A 16,808-nucleotide genomic window follows, 5' to 3' on the forward strand; every position below is an offset into this window, starting at 1 on the left:
AGGCATCGAACCACCCAAGCATACAAGCGCCAGTTTGAGCATCGTCCATGTCTGACGCGCTCTGGGCTGCCCGCCTGGGCGACGCGCTGAACCACACTTCAATGATGGCCGACATTCTCGGCGGCGTGCTGGAGGTGGCGGCGAACATCGCGATCACTGCCGTGGCGACCGCCGCGGTGGTCGCCGCCACGGGCATTACCGTGGTCACTGGCGGCCTGGGCTGCTTCGTGCTCGGCCTGGTGGTGGGAACGGTGGTCGGCCTGGCCATGAGCAAGACCGGGGCCGATAAAGGCTTGAGCAATATATGCGAAGGCATCGGCAACGCCCTCTTTCCGCCCACGGTGCAGGCCAACATCCTCACCGGGTCCACCGACACCCTCACCAACAACATACCCGCCGCCCGCGCCGCCGGAGCGATTCAATCCCATGTCGCCCCGGCCGGCACCGAGCTCGAAGCCTCCGAGCCAGAAGAAGAACCCAGCTACCTGGACATGGCCGGGTCATTCTTCTCGCAGATGTGGCGTCCTACCGTCGCCACGCCCGCGCCGGGCGCCGTACCCAAGCCCGAAGACTTGGTCATCTGCACGAAGCACCCGCCGATGCCCCCGCAATTCATGGCCGAGGGCTCGGACAAGGTCACCATCAACGGCCAGCCCGCCGTGCGCAGCGGCGACCGCAGCACGTGCGACGCGACGGTGGTGTCGTCCGGGCTGATCTCACCGGACGTGACCATCGGCGGCGGTTCGGTGGTAGTGCGCGAGATCCGCAGCGGCAAGACCCCGGGCGTGGGGTTGGCGGTCACGGCGCTTTTGATGCTCAAGGGCGGCAAAGGCAAGTTCTTCAGCAAATTGCCCTGCATGTTGGTGGGCGGCGCGGTGTCCATGGCCGCCAGCAGTGCGGCGAACGCGGCTGCCAACGCCGCCCTGGGCTCGCCGAACCCGGTGCATGCCGCCACCGGCGCCAAGGTGCTGGGTGGTGATGAAGAGCTGGACTTCGTCTTGCCCGGCATCCTGCCGATAAACTGGCAGCGTTTCTACAACAGCCGCGACGAACGTCACGGCAGCCTGTTCGGTGCCGGGTGGAGCGTGAGCTATGAGGTAAAGGTCGAAATCCTCCCTCACCCCGACGGCGGCGAAACCCTGGTCTACACCGATGAACAGGCGCGCCCCATCGACATGGGCTCGATCCCATTGGGCGGCGCAGTGTTCAGCGCCGGCGAGGGTCTGGCCGTGCGCCGTCACGCGAACGGGCAATTGCTGATCGAAAGCGACGACGGCCTGTACCGTTTGTTCGAACCCACGCCGGTCAACCCGGCACACCTGCGCCTGAGCCAACTGGGTGACCGCAACGACAACCGTATCCACCTCGACTATGACGACGCCGGACGCCTGGTGCGGCTGCGCGACACCTTCGATCTGGTGCAGGTCGAGTTGATACGCGAAGGCGAACGCGTCAGCCGGATCGAACGTCTTTATCCTGATCAATCGCGGGAAGTGCTGGTCAGCTACGCCTACGACGCCGCATGCAACCTCGCCGAAGTACGCGACGCTGGCAACCAGATGCAACGGCGTTTCAGCTATGACGCCGGGCAGCGGATGGTCGAGCACCAATTGCCCACCGGCCTGCGCTGCTTCTATGAGTGGGCCTTGATCCAAAGCCAGGAATGGCGCGTGGTCCGGCACTGGACCGACGAGGGCGACGCCTACCAGTTCGACTATGACCTGCACGCCGGTATCACTCGCATCAGCGACAGCCTGCAACGCGTCAGCATTCGGCACTGGAACAGCCAGCACCAGATCATCCGGTTCAGCGACAACCTCGGCCAGACGTGGCTGTTCGAATGGAATGATGAACGTCAGTTGCTCAGCGCCACCGATCCACAAGGTGGCCTGTATCAGTTCAGCTATGACGATGCCGGCAATCTGATCAGCGAAACCGACCCGATGGGCCGCAGCGAATCCACCCTCTGGCTCGAACATTGGGCACTGCCGCTGGTGGACACCAACGCCGCCGGCCACAGCTGGAAATACCGCTACGATCAACGCGGCAATTGCACCGCGCAAACCGACCCGCGGGGCCACATCACCCACTATCGCTACGACGCCCACGGCCAGGTCGTGGAAATCATCGACGCCACCGGCAAAAACAAAAAGCTGCGCTGGAACCCGTTTGGGCAATTGGTTGAACACGTCGATTGCTCGGGTTATCCGACGCGTTTCAGTTATGACCAGCGAGGCTACCTGCAAACCATCACCGATGCCCTCGGCGAGCGCACCCAATTCAGCTACGACGCCCAAGGGCGCTTGCTCAGCAGCCAATTGCCGGACGGCCGCACCGAGCACTATCAGCGCGACACCGCAGGCCAACTCACCGGCTACACCGACCCGGCCGGGCACACCACGCTTTACCAGCACAACCGCCGCGGTCAGGTCCGCCAACGCACCGACGCCCAGGGCCGGCAAGTGCAGTTCGCCTACGACAGCTTCGGCCGGCTGCAAGCGCTGACCAATGAGAATGGCGAGAGCTACCGGTTTGCCTGGGATATCGCCAATCGGTTGAGCGAACAACAAGACCTGGATGGCAGCGCCAAGCGCTACGACTATGACCGCCTCGACAACGTCGCGGCAGTGACGGCGATGCCTGCACCGTACGGCACGGGCCTGGCGCTCATTCCCGAAATACCGCCGGCGCCCATCGTCCATCGCCTGGAACGCGATGCCGTGGGTCGGCTGATCGCCAAAGTCACCGACGATGGCCGCACTGAATACAGCTACGATCCGCTGGACCAACTCACCGCCGTCACCTTCACCGACCTGCAAGGCAACGCGCAAACCCTGAGCTTCGCCTACGACGCCCTCGGCCAGTTGCTCGCCGAAAACAGCGCCGCCGGCAGCCTGCAACACCACTACGACGAACTCGGCAACCTGATCCAGACCCAACTGCCCGATGGCCGCTGGGTCAACCGCCTGTACTACGGCAGTGGTCATCTGCACCAGATCAACCTCGACGGCCAGGTCATCAGCGACTTCGAACGCGACCGCCTGCACCGCGAAGTGCTGCGTACCCAAGGGCAGATCAGCACCCGCAGCGAATACGACCGCAGCGGTCGCCTGCGCACGCGACAACGCCGCCACAGCGGCCAACCCTCGCTGTTGCCGGCGGCGGTGCAAAAACACTTCGAGTACGACCCCGCCGACAACCTCATCGGCAAACTCGACCAGCAACCCGCCGCGCAACAGCGCCAGCTCCTGCACTACGACGCCACCGGTCGCATCATCGCCAGCCAGGACAGCCTGCACGGCCAGCGCGAAACCTTCACCTACGACGCCGCCGCCAACCTGCTGGACGGCCCGGCCCCCGGCGCCGGATTGGTGGTGCACAACAAACTGCTGACCTACCAGGACAAGCGCTACCGCTACGACGCCTTCGGCCGGATGATCGAAAAACGCAGCGCCAAACGTGGCGTGCAGCACTTTGCCTACGACGCCGAAAGCCGCTTGATCGAGGTGCGCAATGACAACGGCAGCGTGGTCAAAATGGCCTACGACCCGCTGGGCCGGCGCATCGAAAAAACCGAACACGACAGCCACGGCTACCCGCTGGGGGAAACCCGCTTCACCTGGGATGGCATGCGCTTATTGCAGGAAAGTCGATACAACCAGACTAGCCTTTATCTTTATACGGATAACACCTACGAACCCCTTGCGCGGATAGATGGATACGGTGCGCATCAGAAAGTCCGTTATTACCACAACGACCTGAACGGCCTGCCCGAACAACTCACAGAAGTCGACGGACGAAGCGTCTGGCAAGCTCGCTTTGAGGTCTGGGGTAACCCTCTTCAGGAAATTCGTGAACCCTACTTCATTGAAGAGCAAAACCTGAGGTACCAAGGACAGTATCTCGATCGAGAAATTGGGCTGCACTACAACGTTCTCAGGTTTTACGATCCTGACGTGGGTCGCTTCACTACGCCCGATCCAATAGGCTTGGCTGGAGGCCTAAATTTCTATGCCTATGCGCCCAACCCTATCGGCTATGCAGACCCTCTAGGCCTTGCAGTCGACCCGCTGATAAAACTGAAAGACCGTGGGTACACCGGCGTCACGAAGACACCTGGTGGAGGTCTCGACTATTCTGAAAGTAACGCGCTTTACAACAAAAAATCCGGCGTGAACCCAATCGTTAGAATTGAATACACTGGCGACTACGGGAAGGACTTCGAGGCCGCAAACAAGGCGGCCAAGTTGAGTCAAAAAACTACGCCATCCGGCCACGTATGGCACCACTTGGATGATTACGACCCGAAGACCAACACAGGCACGATGCAGCTCATCAAGCAAAACGCCCACAGCGGCATAAGCCATAACGGCGGTGTAGCTCAATACAAAGCAGCTACGGGCAAGGCCTACACCCACCCAGCTCGTTTCAAGAGCAGAACAAAAGGAGCATCCAAATGCGGCTGACCCTCGAAGAATCCGAACACGCCCTCTCTGTGCAAGAGTTGAATGAGTTCCAAGAAAAATTCAATGTGGAATTACCGACAGCCTTTAGGCAATTTTATCTAAAGCACAACGGCGGCGATTTGGCTGAGAGCAATAGCGAGAATGATTTTTTGCTGGGTGGATTCACTCCGATCAAATACGGACAAGCCCCTATCGAAACGGTCTATCGAGACTTGACGGACGACGTTCCGTCGTTAAAGCAAATGATCCCCTTTGCGTACGATCACGGTGGCAATTCCTTCCTGTTATCCGTTAAGGAGGCTGACTTCGGAAATATTTACCTGTACTTGATGGATGAAGAAGATCTGGCGTTCGTATGCGAATCATTTGAAGAATTCCTCGCTGAACTCACGGGTCAATAGAGCCATGCGTCATCGCTGGACAGGCTTAGTCTACACACGAGCCCGTGAAGCGATAGCCTCACGAGGCTCGCTCAGGTCTGCGCCATGAGTATGGAAATTCGCAAGCATCTGGAAGTGAAACTACTGGCGGCGCTGCAGCAAACAACGTCAGCCCACTTGGACCTGAAGGCCAGCAAAAACAAACTTGGCCTGCTCGCTGCCAAGGAAAAATTTGGGGAAATCTACGTTCAACACCTAACCAAGGCCGACGGCTATTACGCGGGGTTGGAGCTCTATACCTGCGAGGCCTTCAGCTTCTGCAAAGAGCAATCCCCGCCCTACGAGAGACGCCTGCTGAATGCATCGTTTTTATCGAAGAGCTCCTTGTCGGAGCAAGCAAAACAATTCGGTGACGAGCCGGGCGGCATCATCAGGACCCCGTCCCCTCAAGCCATCAGCGCAACCGTCAAGAAAATAAGCGAACGGCTCGAGAAATTTTACCTGCCCAAGGCAGAGCACAGCGTTCTTGGCTCCCCCACATTAATCGATGACGTGTTGGCCGAGCCGGATAACTATGCGTTCCCATTCCTGACGATTGTCTTTGCAGCGCACAAAAATAATCTGAGCCTGGATTCGGATTTGCTCAAGAACGCTCTGGCCACTAAATCAATATTCGGAAACAAGCAGTTCGACTTGCCGCTTGCGAAAAACTACTAGGCGCAGGTTAAGCGCAAATTCCCGTGGCGAGGGAGCTTGCCCTTGCTGGGCTGCACAGCAGCCCCAAAAAGGCAGGCGCATTCCTACAGAAAAAACGCTGCGCCACCGAGCGAAAGCAAGCTCCCTCGCACCGAATCCAGGGCATTACGAAGGCTTGTTTATTCTCCCTGCGCAATGCTTCCGACAAGCTACGAATCCTTGCGCCATTGCCTACAACTACGCCAGAATCCGCCCGCTTGTGCGCCTTGCCCATGGGTTCTATCGTTTCCCTGCCACTGCCCATCAGCGGTCGGGCTTGGCGGCCCGGTACACGAAAGGCGCAACAGCCCCCAATATGATTGCAATGTCTCTGGCATTTGGCACTCCTATGTTATGGCGGGTTGCGCAAGGATCCCTTCGGGGATGCCGGGTTCCTTTCGTGCCGGTCCGCCAACCTTGCGTAACCCGTCACCCCACCTGCTTGGCGGCAGACGGTGATGGTTCCTCTTACGAAAGGAGCTGCACCATGTTCAAAATTACACCGAACCCCCCCGAAACAGAGCGCATCTCTGCGTCCACTCAATCCAAAACGAAGAAACAAGACGAAGCAGAAAAGCGCGCCTTGGATTACTACCTGCTACCGAAACCGGAAAAGTCCGAAGATGCATCCAAACCGGACCTGCTCTTCATCGTGGCAAAAAACGCCGACAACGAATGCCTGCTCGCTAACCTCAGCGAAAACCTGGCATCCGCTGACGCGATGATCAGCAACCTAGCCTTCGACCTCGAAGGCCCCCGCCGCCACATCGCCCTCGGCATCCAGCAATTGATCGAACTGAGTTCAATGCTGGCCAGCCGTGTACTGGATAACGTCGACCCACGCTAGCTGCTACACCACCTCCGTGGCGAGGGAGCTTGCTCCCGCTGGGTGGCGAAGCCGCCCCAAAACAGACCGGCGCATCCCTACAGACACACCGCATCAGCCGGTTTACGACGGCTGCGCCGCCGAGCGGGAGCAAGCTCCCTCGCCACGGATCGCCTACACCTCAAAAGCAAGCGTGTAACCCGCCCTCACCAACCTGCAAGGCGACGTGCAAACCCTGAGCTTCGCCTACGACGCCCTCGGCCAGATGCGATTCAGCACGTCCAGTATGTGCGCAGTACAAAATCCGGAGCCACCTACAAGCTTGACTACCATCCAGGCGGCAGCCCTACCCAGCCCAACGTCCATGGAAATGATTATTGGAAGGTCTATAAAGTCAATAAAGCCGGTGAAGATGTTGTATTCGGCAGGATTGGCCATGGTGACTTTAAGAATTATGACCTCATAAAAGACTCACCCGTCTACGTAAACGGCACGCTAATGAACGGTGGAATTTAAATGATTGATTTTGCAGCCGACATAAAATCCAAGCATTCAATTGCGAACATTTTATTGCAAGACAATATCTCGACCTACATGAATGAGCTCTATGAGCATCATAAAGTCGAGATAAAGAGCTACACGCTACCTGACGGTGAAACTAGAACAGCGTACGTAATCGATAGTACGCTCACCCTCTCAACCCTTCCTGACGGAACAATTTTTTCAATCGGCTGCAACGCGCGATACAAAGGGCTTTACCAAAATACGCTTTCCACAGGAATGCCTTTTGACCAGATAAAGAAGCTGACCGAACGCCAGCGCATATTTAATGGCATCATAATCCTCAACGAGGATTTTGGCTTCTGCTACGTCTTGCCAACACCTTATGACGAGATAGCTGACAGCATCGAAAACATACCGCCTACGCTAACGCTGGATGAAATTTACATATCCGACTTTTCTTCCTGGCTTCATAAACCGCAATAACATAAACCATCAAATTATCCGTCTGAATGCCAGCTAGAAAGAGGCAGCGCGGAACGCTGGCTGAGCACAAGATTTGAGGCGAAACGCAGATCCCCTGACGAGGGAGCTTGTTCACGCTGGGCGGCGAAGCCGCCCCCATCCAATCTCCGCCAATGCCATGCTCTGTCTATAGTCAATTGATCCAGGTCATGACTTGTTACATCCGCTACACCATTCAGCCCGGACACCCAACGCGACCAAAGGTCGCACCCTTGAGCCAGACCGACAGGCGTATCATTGCGCCACTGCAACACCCTTTCTGACCGTGGTCGGCACGTACTGGCCTCGGCATTTTTCCACTGCCGTGGGATGCAATTGATGAGCAACCAGATTCCGGTACATGACGTTACCCCGCCTGCCAAAGACGCCAACAAAAGCGTCGCCCTGTACGCCTCTCGGGAGAAAATCTACACCCGCGCCTTCACGGGCCTGTTCCGCAACCTGCGAATGGTTGGCGGGGGGTTTCTGTTCCTGCTGTATTTCGGCACGGTCTGGCTGAATTGGGGCGGTCACCAAGCCGTCTGGTGGAACCTGCCTGAACGCAAATTCTTTATTTATGGTGCAACCTTCTGGCCCCAGGACTTCATCCTCCTCTCCGGCATGCTGATCATCGCCGCCTTCGGCCTGTTTTTCATCACGGTATATGCCGGGCGCGTCTGGTGCGGCTACACCTGCCCGCAAAGCGTCTGGACCTGGATCTTCATGTGGTGCGAAAAGGTCACCGAAGGCGACCGCAACCAGCGCATCAAGCTCGACAAGACGTCCATGAGCACCAATAAATTCCTGCGCAAATTCGCCAAGCACAGCCTGTGGCTACTGATCGGTTTCGTCACCGGCATGACCTTCGTCGGTTACTTCACCCCGATCCGCGAACTGGTGTTCGAGTTCTTCACCGGCCAGGCCGATGGCTGGTCGTATTTCTGGGTCGGATTCTTCACCTTGGCCACTTACGGCAATGCCGGCTGGCTGCGTGAACAAGTGTGCATCTACATGTGCCCTTACGCCCGCTTCCAGAGCGTGATGTTCGACAAAGACACCTTGATCGTTTCCTATGACCCGCGTCGCGGTGAAAGCCGTGGCCCGCGCAAGAAAGGCATCGATTACAAGGCCCTGGGCCTCGGCGATTGCATCGACTGCACCATGTGCGTCCAGGTCTGCCCCACCGGCATCGACATCCGCGACGGCTTGCAGATCGAGTGTATCGGCTGCGCAGCCTGCATAGATGCCTGCGACAACATCATGGACAAGATGGATTATCCGCGCGGGCTGATCAGCTACACCACCGAACACAACCTCTCGGGGCAAAAAACCCATAAACTGCGCCCGCGCCTGATCGGCTACGCCTTGGTGCTGCTGGCCATGATCAGCTTGCTGGTAACGGCGTTTTTCATGCGTTCGCTGGTGGGTTTCGACGTCAGCAAGGACCGCGTGCTGTACCGCGAGAACGCCGAAGGTCGGATCGAGAACGTCTACAGCCTGAAGATCATGAACAAGGACCAACGCGACCATACGTACGTCCTGGAAGCCGCCGGCCTGCCTGATCTCAAGCTCGAAGGCCGACGGGAAATCAAGGTCGCCGCCGGCGAGATCTACAGCCAGCCGGTCGAGTTGTCCAGCGCACCTGAACAATTGCCATCGAGCACCAACGAGGTGACCTTCATCCTCAAGGATGCCGATGACGAAAGCGTCCATGTTGAAGCCAAGAGCCGGTTCATCGGCCCACAGACTCGTTGAGAGAAATGAACATGCCTGCAGCAACTGCCACCAGCCCTTGGTACAAGCACCTCTGGCCGTGGATCATCATCGGTATCCTTGCCTGCTCGGTAACGCTGAGCCTGACCATGGTGACCATCGCGGTGAACAACCCGGATAACCTGGTCAACGACAACTACTACGAAGCCGGTAAAGGCATCAACCGCTCCCTGGAGCGCGAACTGCTGGCCCAGACCCTGCAATTGCATGCCAATGTGCAGCTGGACGACCTCACCGGGGAAGTCAACCTGCGCCTGGACGGCAACAGCCGTCCCCAGACCCTCGAACTGAGCCTGATCTCACCCACCCAGCCGGAGAAGGACCGCAAGATCGTCCTGACCCGCAACGACAGCGAACCTGGGCGCTACGTTGGCCAATTGGCAGACAAGGTCGAAGGCCGGCGCTTTGTCGAACTGCTGGGGGCACAGAACGAGAAGACCTGGCGCTTGTTCGAAGAAGAGCAGATCAACCACGAACAGGCCATCTTGCTCGGTGATGAACCGCTGCAAGGCGCTGAAGACCTGAAGAAATAAGCCGCTTTTATGCAGCAACCATGACCACCCCACGGCCCTGCTACCACTGCGCCCTGCCCGTCCCGCCCGGCAGTCGCTTCACCGCCGTTGTCCTCGGTGAAACCCGCGAGCTGTGCTGCCCGGGTTGCCAGGCGGTGGCCGAAGCGATTGTGGCCGGCGGTTTGGAAAGCTATTACCAGCATCGCAGTGAAGCATCGGCCAACCCCCAGTCCCTGCCGGTGCAACTGACCGAAGAACTGGCGCTGTACGATCGCCCTGACGTGCAGCAATCGTTCGTTCGCCATGAAGGCGAGCTTTGCGAAACCACCCTGCTGATGGAAGGCATCAGTTGCGCCGCCTGTGGCTGGCTGATCGAAAAGCACCTGCGCGCTTTGCCGGCGGTGGCCGAGGCGCGACTGAACCTGTCCAACCATCGCCTGCACGTCCGCTGGGCCGACGCCCAATTGCCGCTGAGCACCCTGCTCGCGCAATTGCGCCAGATCGGCTACGCCGCGCACCCGTACCAGGCCGACCAGGCTTGCGAACAGCTCGCCGCGCAAAACCGTCTGGCCCTGCGCCAGCTGGGCGTGGCTGGCTTGCTTTGGTTCCAGGCGATGATGGCGACCATGGCCACCTGGCCGGAATTCAACATCGACCTGAGCCCGGAGATGCACACCATCCTGCGCTGGGTCGCGCTATTCCTGACAACGCCCATTGTGTTCTACAGCTGCGCACCTTTTTTCAAGGGTGCCATGCGTGACCTGCGCACTCGCCACCTGACGATGGACGTTTCAGTCTCCCTGGCCATCGGTGGCGCGTACATTGCCGGCATCTGGACCTCCATTACCGGTGTCGGCGAGTTGTATTTCGATGCCGTCGGCATGTTCGCCCTGTTCCTGCTGGCCGGCCGCTACCTGGAACGCCGGGCTCGGGAACGCACCGCTGCGGCCACCGCCCAATTGGTGAACCTGTTGCCGGCCTCGTGCCTGCGCCTGGCGGATGACGGCCAGAGCGAGCGCATCCTGCTCAGCGAACTTCATACGGGCGACCGGGTGCTGGTGCAGCCCGGGGCTATCCTGCCCGCCGACGGCAGGATTCTCGAAGGGCAGTCCAGCGTCGACGAATCGCTGCTGACCGGTGAATACCTGCCGCAACCCCGCCAGGCCGGCGATGCAGTCACGGCGGGCACGCTGAACGTCGAGGGCGCGCTGACCGTTCAGGTATTGGCCTTGGGGCAGGACACTCGTTTGTCCGCCATCGTGCGCCTGCTGGAACGCGCCCAAGGCGAGAAGCCGCGCCTGGCGGAAATCGCCGACCGCGCCGCCCAATGGTTCCTGCTGTTCTCTCTGGTTGCCGCCTCCGCCATCGGCCTGTTGTGGTGGCATCTCGATGCTTCGCGCGCTTTCTGGATCGTCCTGGCGATGCTCGTCGCGACCTGCCCTTGCGCGCTGTCCCTGGCGACGCCAACCGCACTCACCGCTGCCACCGGCACCCTGCACAAACTCGGTTTGTTGCTGACCCGCGGCCATGTGTTGGAAGGCCTGAACCAGATCGACACGGTGATTTTCGACAAGACCGGCACCCTTACCGAAGGCCGCTTGGCGTTGCGCGCCATCCGCCCCCTGGCGGCGCTCGACAGCGATCAGTGCCTGGCCTTGGCCGCCGCCTTGGAGAATCGCTCCGAACACCCGATTGCCCGCGCCTTCGGCCGGGCGCCACTGGCCGCTGAGAATGTGCAGAGTTTTCCGGGACTTGGGCTTGAGGGCTTGGTGGGGGAACAGCGATTGCGCATCGGCCATCCCGGCTTTGTCTGCGACCCGAGTGGCGCCACCGTACCGGTGATGCCGGACGAACCTGGGCAATGGCTGTTGCTGGGGGATGATGCCGGGCCGCTGGCCTGGTTTGTCCTCGACGACCGTCTGCGTACGGATGCCCCGGCCCTTGTCGCGGCCTGCAAGGCGCGGGGCTGGCGCACGCTCTTGCTGTCGGGCGACAGCTCGCCGATGGTCGCCAGCGTTGCCACCGGACTGGGCATCGATGAGGCTCGCGGCGGTCTGCGCCCGGACGACAAGCTGGCCGTGCTGCAGCAGTTGCGTCAACAGGGCCGCAAGGTGCTGGTGCTCGGCGACGGCGTGAACGATGTGCCGGTACTGGCAGCGGCGGATATCAGCGTCGCCATGGGCTCGGCCACCGACCTGGCCAAGACCAGCGCCGACGCGGTACTGCTGTCCAACCGCCTCGAGGCCCTGGTTCACGCCTTCAGCCTCGCCCGGCGCACCCGTCGGGTCATCATCGAGAACCTGGTCTGGGCGGGGCTGTACAATGGCCTCATGTTGCCGTTCGCCGCCCTTGGCTGGATCACTCCCGTGTGGGCTGCGGCCGGCATGTCCATCAGTTCGCTGACAGTGGTCTTGAACGCGCTGAGGCTGACCCGCCAACCCAAGGTGCAGGTTCTTGATGCCACGCCCGATACCCGTCCGCAGCCGGCCTGAGCCGCGCGGGCATGGAGGTCCGACATGCCAGCTCTTTACGTAATGATTCCGGCCGCGCTGCTGATCGTAGCGATCGCCGTCTACATATTCTTCTGGGCCGTGGACAGCGGCCAATACGACGACCTCGACGGCCCGGCCCACAGCATCCTGTTCGACGAACAAGACCCGAATCATAAGGCCGCGGTGGAAGAAGCAAGCGGCGAGGCCCAGAAACCGGACGACAAGGCGCCGCCCCATGCTTGATCTGGCGCCGCTGTTGATATCGGCCGTCATCCTCGGCCTGCTCGGCGGCGGCCACTGCCTGGGCATGTGCGGCGGTCTGATGGGCGCCCTCACCCTGGCGATTCCCAAGGAACAGCGCAGCCGGCGTTTTCGATTATTGCTGGCGTACAACCTGGGGCGGATCCTGAGTTACGCCACGGCGGGCTTGCTGATCGGACTGGCCGGCTGGGCCGTCGCCAACAGCCCGGCGGCGATGATCATGCGGGTGCTGGCCGGTCTGCTGCTGATCGCCATGGGCCTGTATCTCGCCGGATGGTGGAGCGGCCTGACCCGTATCGAGGGGATCGGCCGGGGCTTGTGGCGACACATCCAACCCGTCGCCAACCGCCTGCTGCCGGTATCAAGCCTGCCACGGGCCTTGCTGCTCGGCGCGCTGTGGGGGTGGCTGCCATGCGGGTTGGTCTACAGCACCCTTCTCTGGTCCGCCAGCCAGGGCAATGCGCTGGACAGCGCGCTATTGATGCTCGCCTTCGGCCTGGGTACCTGGCCGGTGCTCCTCGCCACTGGCCTGGCGGCCGAGCGTGTCACCGCCCTGTTGCGTAAACGCAGCGTGCGCATGACCGGTGGGTTGTTGGTGATCGTCTTCGGCATCTGGACACTGCCGGGGCCGCATCAGCATTGGCTCATGGGCCATTGACCGAGTCGCGATGAGGCCATCATCGACCACACTCATTCGCTGTTGACGCAAATCAACACGCCCTTTTCCACGCCCCCCTAGACTCGCGACCATGCCAGCCTATCCGGGGAACGCCCGCATGCTCGACGCCATCCGTTGGGACTCAGACCTCATCCGCCGCTACGACCTGGCGGGACCACGCTACACCTCTTATCCTACTGCGGCACAGTTCGCCGGCCAGGTGGGCACCTTCGACCTGCTCCACGCCCTGCGCGACAGCCGCAAGGCACACAGGCCACTGTCGCTGTACGTGCACGTGCCGTTTTGCGCGAACATCTGCTACTACTGCGCCTGCAATAAAGTCATTACCAAGGATCGCGGTCGTGCCCACACCTACCTGCGACGCCTGGAGCAGGAAATCCAACTGATCGGCTGCCATCTGGCCCCTTCCCAACGCGTGGAACAACTGCACCTGGGCGGTGGCACGCCGACGTTCCTGAGCCACGACGAGCTGCGCCAACTCATGGCCAGCCTGCGCAAGCATATGAATCTGGTGGACGACGATTCCGGCGACTACGGCATCGAAATCGATCCACGGGAAGCCGACTGGTCAACCATGGGCCTGCTGCGGGAGCTGGGCTTCAACCGGGTCAGCATCGGCCTGCAAGACCTCGACCCTGCCGTGCAGCGAGCCGTCAATCGCCTGCAGAGCCTGGAAGAAACCCGGGCGGTGATCGAAGCCGCCCGGACCTTGCAGTTCCGCTCGATCAACATCGACCTGATCTATGGCTTGCCCAAACAAACGCCGGAAAACTTCGCTCGCACGGTCGAAGAAGTCATCAGCCTGCAACCGGACCGTCTCTCGGTTTTCAATTACGCCCACCTGCCGGAGCGCTTCATGCCGCAGCGGCGGATCGATGGCCAGGACCTGCCTACCCCGGTGCAGAAACTGGCCATGCTGCAAGGCACCATCGAACAGCTGACCGCCGCCGGTTATCGCTACATCGGCATGGACCACTTCGCCCTCCCCGACGACGAACTGGCGATCGCCCAAGAAGAAGCGACCCTGCAGCGCAACTTCCAAGGCTACACCACCCATGGGCATTGCGACCTGATCGGCCTCGGCGTGTCAGCCATCAGCCAGGTCGGCGATTTGTACTGCCAGAACAGCAGCGACCTGACCCACTACCAGAACACCCTTGCCGACGGGCAACTGGCAACCAGCCGCGGGCTGGTGTGCAACGCCGACGACCGTTTGCGACGCGCCGTGATCCAGCAGTTGATCTGCCATTTCTCGCTGGCGTTCGCCGAGATAGAGCGAGACTTCAATGTCGACTTGCGCGGTTATTTTGGCTCTTTATGGCCGCAACTACAGACGATGGCAGCCGATGGGCTGCTCGAATTGACGCAGACCCATATCAACGTACTGCCTGCGGGGCGCCTGCTGGTGCGTTCTGTCTGCATGGTCTTCGACGGCTATCTGCAGCAACAAAACCGCCAACGTTTTTCCCGGGTCATCTGAGCGCGACACTTTGACGGGGACACCGCACTGGCCGGAGTTTGTGCGCTGGGTTACCCTTACGTCTTATGTGTGTTTTCCCACAAGGATTTAAGAAATGTCCGAGCCAGTCAAATCCCGCGCTCACAGCCAGGCCCATTGCAAGGATTGCAGCCTGGCCCCTCTATGCCTGCCACTTTCGTTGAATCTGGAGGACATGGACGCGCTGGATGACATCGTCAAACGGGGACGGCCGCTGAAAAAAGGTGAGTTCCTGTTTCGCCAGGGCGATGGCTTCGACTCGGTTTACGCAGTGCGCTCGGGCGCCCTGAAGACGTTCAACCTGAGCGACGGTGGCGAAGAGCAGCTCACCGGTTTCCATCTGCCCAGCGAGCTTGTGGGCCTGTCGGGCATGGACACCGAGACCCACCCGGTCTCGGCCCAGGCACTGGAGACGACTTCGGTGTGCGAAATTCCTTTTGATCGTCTCGATGAGCTGGCGGTGCAGCTGCCGCAACTGCGTCGACAATTGATGCGGGTGATGAGCCGGGAAATTCGTGACGACCAGCAAATGATGCTGTTGCTTTCGAAGAAAACCGCGGACGAACGCATCGCCACGTTCCTGGTCAATCTCTCGGCGCGTTTTCGTGCCCGCGGGTTTTCGGCCAATCAGTTTCGCTTGAGCATGTCACGCAATGAAATGGGCAACTACCTGGGCCTGGCCGTGGAAACCGTGTCCAGGGTGTTCACCCGCTTCCAACAGAACGCGTTGATCGCAGCCGAAGGCAAGGAAATTCATATTCTCGACCCGATCCAGCTCTGCGCCCTGGCCGGCGGCTCGGTCGAAGGCTGATGCGCTCGCGCGGCTGAGGCTTTCGCCCCGTCGCGCTATACTGCCGCGTTTGCAGCCAGCCAGGACACCTCGACGATGGTCTTCGACTCCTTCGACATCAAATCCCTGATCCGCCCCGTGATCGACTTCCCCAAACCAGGCGTGATCTTTCGCGATATCACTCCGCTGTTCCAGTCGCCCACTGCCCTGCGGCTGGTCATGGACAGCTTCGCCCATCGCTATGTCGAGGCCGAGTTCACGCACATCGGCGCGATGGATGCCCGGGGGTTCCTGATCGGCTCGATCCTGGCCTATCAGTTGAACAAGCCGCTGGTGTTGTTTCGCAAACAGGGCAAGCTGCCAGCCGACGTACTGGCCGAGGGTTACCAGACCGAGTACGGCGAAGCCTTTCTTGAAGTGCACGCCGACAGCCTGTGCGCAGGGGATTCGGTGGTGATGTTCGATGACCTGATCGCCACTGGCGGAACGTTGATCGCCGCCGCCAACCTGATCCGCCGCATGGGCGCCAGGGTCCATGAAGCCGCGGCGATCATCGACTTGCCGGAACTGCTCGGCTCCCAGCGCCTGGAAGACATGGGCATCCCGACGTTCTGCCTGACGCAGTTCTCCCTCAGCGAAAAATAACCTGGCCAAATCACATAACCCATTGTGGGAGCGAGCCTGCTCGCGATGGCGGTAGATCTGTCGATACCTATACTGGCTGATACACCGCTATCGCGAGCAGGCTCGCTCCCACAAGGGATTCGTGTTGCGGCTACAACGCGATTGGCTTGCGCCCGGCAAACGAATGCGCCAGCGTCCCGCCGTCCACCAACTCAAGCTCCCCACCCAACGGCACGCCATGGGCGATGCGGGAGGCGACCAGGCCTTTATTGCTGAGCAGTTGGGCGATGTAATGCGCAGTGGCTTCGCCTTCGACCGTCGGGTTGGTGGCGAGGATGACTTCGGTAAACGTGCCCGCCTCCTCGATCCGCGCCATCAACTGCGGGATGCCGATGGCTTCAGGCCCCAGGCCGTCGAGCGGTGACAAGTGCCCCTTGAGCACAAAGTAACGGCCGCGAAAGCCGGTCTGCTCCACCGCATAGACATCCATAGGCCCCTCGACCACGCAGAGCAGGCTGTCGTCCCGTCGCGGGTCGGCGCATTGCGGGCAAAGATCGTCCTCGGTCAGGGTGCGGCACTGGCGACAATGCCCGACACCTTCCATGGCCTGGCTCAACGCCTGGGCCAGGCGAGAGCCGCCGCTGCGATCACGCTCGAGCAGTTGCAACGCCATGCGCTGGGCGGTTTTCTGACCCACGCCTGGCAAGGTTCGCAGGGCATCGATCAGTTGGCGGATCAAAGGGCTGAAGCTCATGGGGGAAACGTCC

At 60.4% G+C, this 16,808-nt stretch carries 14 protein-coding genes; 13 read left to right on the plus strand and 1 reads right to left on the minus strand.

All coding sequences use genetic code 11. The annotated features are described in order from the left end of the window. Nucleotides 1-47: 47 nt before the first annotated feature. The 13 genes from J3P76_RS16445 (at nucleotide 48) to J3P76_RS16505 (ending at nucleotide 16,062) form a co-directional block, all read left to right on the plus strand. Nucleotides 48-4,466 carry an RHS repeat-associated core domain-containing protein gene (locus tag J3P76_RS16445; protein ID WP_434610537.1) on the plus strand — a complete coding sequence of 1,473 codons (4,419 nt, stop codon included), beginning with the start codon at nucleotides 48-50 and terminating at the stop codon, nucleotides 4,464-4,466. Then, entirely contained in the window at nucleotides 4,457-4,867 is a 411-nt protein-coding gene (locus J3P76_RS16450) for an SMI1/KNR4 family protein (RefSeq protein ID WP_434563250.1), read from the plus strand. Before J3P76_RS16445 ends, J3P76_RS16450 begins: the two co-directional genes overlap by 10 nt. Nucleotides 4,868-4,951: 84 nt before the next feature. Then, a complete protein-coding gene (locus tag J3P76_RS16455) occupies nucleotides 4,952-5,563 on the plus strand; it encodes a hypothetical protein (protein ID WP_434700987.1) in 612 nt (203 codons plus the stop codon). A 505-nt stretch (nucleotides 5,564-6,068) separates the two neighbouring features. After that, nucleotides 6,069-6,428 carry a DUF6124 family protein gene (locus J3P76_RS16460; protein ID WP_434563246.1) on the plus strand — a complete coding sequence of 120 codons (360 nt, stop codon included), beginning with the start codon at nucleotides 6,069-6,071 and terminating at the stop codon, nucleotides 6,426-6,428. A 495-nt stretch (nucleotides 6,429-6,923) separates the two neighbouring features. Then, nucleotides 6,924-7,394, plus strand: coding sequence for a hypothetical protein (locus J3P76_RS16465; RefSeq protein WP_434610532.1), 471 nt, complete (start codon nucleotides 6,924-6,926; stop codon nucleotides 7,392-7,394). 357 nt (nucleotides 7,395-7,751) lie between these two features. Further along, on the plus strand, nucleotides 7,752-9,167 hold the full coding sequence (ccoG, locus tag J3P76_RS16470; RefSeq protein ID WP_434700988.1) for a cytochrome c oxidase accessory protein CcoG: 1,416 nt from the start codon (nucleotides 7,752-7,754) through the stop codon (nucleotides 9,165-9,167). 11 nt (nucleotides 9,168-9,178) lie between these two features. Beyond that, a complete protein-coding gene (locus J3P76_RS16475) occupies nucleotides 9,179-9,718 on the plus strand; it encodes a FixH family protein (RefSeq protein ID WP_420764714.1) in 540 nt (179 codons plus the stop codon). Between the two features lie 20 nt (nucleotides 9,719-9,738). Beyond that, nucleotides 9,739-12,189: a heavy metal translocating P-type ATPase gene (locus tag J3P76_RS16480; protein WP_434563240.1), complete on the plus strand. Its 2,451-nt coding sequence runs from the start codon at nucleotides 9,739-9,741 to the stop codon at nucleotides 12,187-12,189. Nucleotides 12,190-12,213: 24 nt separating this feature from the next. Next, complete coding sequence (ccoS, locus tag J3P76_RS16485) at nucleotides 12,214-12,432, plus strand: cbb3-type cytochrome oxidase assembly protein CcoS (protein ID WP_420764716.1); 219 nt, start codon at nucleotides 12,214-12,216, stop codon at nucleotides 12,430-12,432. Beyond that, nucleotides 12,425-13,108, plus strand: coding sequence for a sulfite exporter TauE/SafE family protein (locus tag J3P76_RS16490; protein ID WP_434610526.1), 684 nt, complete (start codon nucleotides 12,425-12,427; stop codon nucleotides 13,106-13,108). The genes ccoS and J3P76_RS16490 overlap by 8 nt, the downstream gene beginning before the upstream one ends. A gap of 118 nt (nucleotides 13,109-13,226) precedes the next feature. Continuing rightward, nucleotides 13,227-14,609, plus strand: a complete 1,383-nt coding sequence (gene hemN / locus J3P76_RS16495) for an oxygen-independent coproporphyrinogen III oxidase (RefSeq protein ID WP_434610524.1) — start codon at nucleotides 13,227-13,229, stop codon at nucleotides 14,607-14,609. A gap of 94 nt (nucleotides 14,610-14,703) precedes the next feature. Beyond that, nucleotides 14,704-15,438 (plus strand): fumarate/nitrate reduction transcriptional regulator Fnr, encoded by a 735-nt coding sequence (gene fnr / locus J3P76_RS16500; protein ID WP_420764719.1) that lies wholly within the window; start codon nucleotides 14,704-14,706, stop codon nucleotides 15,436-15,438. A gap of 75 nt (nucleotides 15,439-15,513) precedes the next feature. After that, a complete protein-coding gene (locus J3P76_RS16505; protein ID WP_434700989.1) occupies nucleotides 15,514-16,062 on the plus strand; it encodes an adenine phosphoribosyltransferase in 549 nt (182 codons plus the stop codon). Between the two features lie 130 nt (nucleotides 16,063-16,192). Here the strand turns inward: J3P76_RS16505 and recR are convergent, their stop codons facing one another. Next, nucleotides 16,193-16,795 (minus strand): recombination mediator RecR, encoded by a 603-nt coding sequence (gene recR, locus J3P76_RS16510; protein WP_181286939.1) that lies wholly within the window; start codon nucleotides 16,793-16,795, stop codon nucleotides 16,193-16,195. Nucleotides 16,796-16,808 lie beyond the last annotated feature (13 nt).

Origin of the sequence: Pseudomonas sp. D1-36 (genome assembly GCF_051132205.1) — a bacterium.
GTDB lineage: Bacteria > Pseudomonadota > Gammaproteobacteria > Pseudomonadales > Pseudomonadaceae > Aquipseudomonas.